Consider the following 3,494-nt stretch of genomic DNA (forward strand, 5'->3'; position numbering starts at 1 on the left):
ATGGTAGGTCATCGCGGAGGCAGATGGGATCGGCAATTCTAAAGATCACCACCGGCAATTCTAATTATCGTTGATCAGGGGCGATGGTTTCGCCCAGGTCGAAGGGCATGAACGATGGGGTCTGGGTGCTGTCGGTGGGTGGTGGTATGGTCTGAGTCATTGGGTGTCCTCCATTGGTTGGTCGATTCATTGGTACGGTGGTTTTTTTGACGCAAAGGCGCAAAGGCGCGAAGGTGCGTTTGGAGATCCATCACCCCTTCGCGCCTCACAGAAGCTCACGCGAAGGCGCGAAGGGGTCGCGTACCGGCGCGACAACCGGTGCACCGGTGTGCTTTCGCGTCAACACGGGTCAATCGGATGGGCACGGTCGTGGGGCGAGTTTATGGGTGTCCTCTCGTTCGGTGATGGCCGGGTTCATCGGTCTGGGTGATGTCTGCGATGGTGAGCCCGCTGGCGTCGGCGAGGGTCGCGGCGGTGATCGGGATCGAGCGCATCGTGAGCGTTGCCAGGTCGAGGGCGGTTTCGAAGGTGGTGATGCGTCGGGCGCTGATGAGCTGGTGGAGATACTGGGCGGCGATGGCGGCCATGGTCTGGTTGATCATCAGGCTTTGCAGGCCGTCGCGCATGTCGACTGCACAGTCGCCCTGGGGCTGGTTGGGCAGTCGGCTGGCTGTTGCCACCCCGCCCCGGTGGTGCTGGTTGCGTGGGGGACGGTCAGGTAGGGCGTTGGGCAGGTGGTTGGTTGGCGTCACCCCGCCCCGGTGGTGCTGGTTGCGTGGGGGACGATCAGGCGGTGTGGTAGACAGGCGGTTGATTGGCGTCACTTCGCCCTGGTGGTGCTGGTTGCGTGGGGGACGATCCGGCGGTGTGGTGGGCCGATGATTGGTTGGCGTCACCCCGCCCCGGTGGTGCGCGTCGCCTGCCCGTTGGTTCGCCGGTTCGTCGTGGAGCAGGTGCGGGTAGCGCAGGGTTGGCGCCGGCAGGGCGGTGCAGATCCCGCCGAGGGCCAGGGCGCCGTGCAGTTGGCGCTGCTCGGTGATGGTGCCCAGCAGGACTTTGCCCCAGTCGTGTTCGTTGCCGCTGTCGAGCCAGAGTTGCCAGCGTGAGCGGGCCAGGGCTTCGTGAAGCGCACGCCGTCCGCTGGCGGTGTCGACGGCTCCGACGAGGATGCCGATGGTTTGGGCGGGCGGGGCCAGTTCGCGCAGCAGCGCGGCGGTCGCCATCTCCGGCACGGCGATGATGTCCAGGCCGAGTGCAGCGTTGAGGCGATCGGCCAGGGTTTGGGCTTTGTGGCGGCCCCGTTCGGCGGGGGCAAAGAGTTGACGCCCGATGTTGGGTGCCTCGACGCGGTCGCCGTCGATGAAGATGAGGTGCAGCGGTGGGTCGCCACGTTCACGGAGGTGGGAGGTCATACGGGCGAGCGCGACGGCCAGATGGGAGCCGGTGCCACCACAGCCGACCAGGCCGATCTGGATGGGCTGGGTGGGCGGCACAAGGTAGGGGATGGGCGCGTCGATGTTCAGGGTGTCCATGGCGTGATCCTCTCATTGCACCCCGCGCCCACGCCAGGCTTCGCCGGCGAGCAGCCAGGCAAGGTCGTGTCCAGCCGGGACGAGATCGTCGAGCGGGTAGGGCGTCGCGACGCTGAGCGTGCGGTAGCGTGTCATGACGTTGCGTGGTTTGCTGCGACTGCGCTGCTGCGCAAGGTGGTGGTTGAAGCACGAGCCTTCCAGGTAGAGGTCGAGGACGTGCAGCATGGTCGCGGGTGCGGCGACCGGCCGCGGCTCGGTGCTGCCCCAGCAGATCGCGCCAGACGCGTAGGTGTTCGGAAAGGGCGCGTGGGCGAGCGGTGTTTGCCGCTGCGGCCAGTCGAGTGTCGCGAGGGCGAAGATGCGGTAATCCTGACCGCAACCGGCCCAGATGAGCGGCGGCGTCTGGATGGTGTACGGGCGTGTGCGTCCAGCGATGCGCAGGGCCGCCGGGCGTGGCGGAACGGCGACGACGTAGAAGCGCTGGCCGTTCACGGTGCCGGTGCCGAGCGTGTTCGGCGGGAGCAACCCCGAGCTCGTCGGGAGCTTGCCCAGCGCGGCGGCGAGATCCTCGGCGCTGATCGGGTACGAGACCCAGCCCCGACCCTGGCGGCGCGTTAGGTAGATCGCGTCGGCAAAGATGCCGATCTGGATAGTCGGTGTGCGGTCGATGACCAACGCCTGGCGAATCGGGCGCGGCGTCCGGCGCAGCCAAGGGCGGCGGCGAAGTTCGTCCGGTGGTTGTTCAGGCAGATCCATGAAGTAGCTCCTTGATAGGCAATGGGGTGGTTGTGTGACGCGAAGGCGCAAAGGTGCCTTTTGGTGCGTGGGGATAATCCCGTAGGCAGAGAAGACGGTTTTTTTAACGCAGAGGCGCAAAGGCGCAGAGGCGCAGAGGTGCAAAGGTATGTTCTGAGGTCAGGCTGGCTCACGCGCTTGGGGTGTGCCAGCGGGCAGGGATGTGCGGCGGTTGATCATGCCAACCGGTGTTGATCGTCCCCGAATCGGGGGTGATCATGCAAGATCCGGTTGAGGGCGTTGAGGGCATTGGGACGCCATCGGCTGATCAGGGTTGATCTTGCAGCCCTGCAAGATCACTGAACGGCGGTGGAGGCGATGACAGCAGCTTGTCGTCGCCGTGAACGGCGCGGCTTCTGGGCAGTGAAGGTCACCTGCGAGGCCTGTGATCCAGCCGGCGCAGGCCGGCTTTGCCCGTTGTTGCCGAGGCGTTTACGCCGACGGTGCGGCAGGGCTGGCGGTGCATAGTGCCGTGGCCGCCTGTTGCACGGCCATGATCACGGCACGGAGGACGGCTGGCTCAGCGGTGACAACGCGGTTCAGCAGGTGGCAGTGCTCAAACCAGCCGCGTGCTGCGGTCTGATCGGCAGCGATGGCGATCAGATCGTCGCTCCACCAGTCGAGACCGCTGCCGTTCATGTCGGCCAGTTCGTCCCAGCTGAGATCGGCGAACCAGTTGTCGGTGCGGCTGAAGACGAAGCGGACGACCTGGCCGAGATCGATGGCGGTTCCGTCGGGAAGCGGGAATGGCTGCGTGCTCAATGCGGTGCAGAGGGCCTCCATATCCGTGGTTGGCTCCAGGTGCGGCAGGTTCGCGAGGGCTGCGCTATGCGCTGGGCTGAGTGCCACCTGGTCGCCCCAGGCGGCGATGACGTCGTCCATATCGCCCAGCGTCGCGCTCCAGGCGGTGCGGTCGGCCATGAACCAGAGCACGGCGACGAGCAGGTTCTGGCCTTCGCCAAACAGCTCGTCCTGCTCGGTCGGGAGCCCGTAGACCTCGGGCCAGACCTTGTCGAGGCCCCAGCCGTGAAATTCCTCCAGGGCGCTGATCGCTTCGTCGTCGCTCAACGCTGGGTGAAGCACGCGGCGAGGATCGTCCGGGTCGATCGTCAGGACGTGGCTGTGGTCAAGCCAGATCTGCGGCTGGACGAGGGAGAAGAAGGCCTG

General features: G+C 66.0%; 3 protein-coding genes. All 3 read right to left on the reverse strand.

Annotated features, from left to right (window positions below):
- Positions 1-380 precede the first annotated feature (380 nt).
- The gene (locus tag A9Q02_RS19495; RefSeq protein ID WP_097654751.1) at positions 381-1,532 is read right to left on the reverse strand and encodes a ThiF family adenylyltransferase; all 1,152 of its coding nucleotides are present in this window, start codon (positions 1,530-1,532) and stop codon (positions 381-383) included.
- A gap of 12 nt (positions 1,533-1,544) precedes the next feature.
- Positions 1,545-2,288: a hypothetical protein gene (locus A9Q02_RS19500; protein WP_097654752.1), complete on the reverse strand. Its 744-nt coding sequence runs from the start codon at positions 2,286-2,288 to the stop codon at positions 1,545-1,547.
- A 471-nt stretch (positions 2,289-2,759) separates the two neighbouring features.
- Positions 2,760-3,494, reverse strand: a 735-nt coding sequence (locus A9Q02_RS24430) for a hypothetical protein (RefSeq protein WP_172451167.1), incomplete at its 5' end; no start/stop codon positions are given.

It is taken from the genome of Candidatus Chloroploca asiatica, assembly GCF_002532075.1.
GTDB lineage: Bacteria > Chloroflexota > Chloroflexia > Chloroflexales > Chloroflexaceae > Chloroploca > Chloroploca asiatica.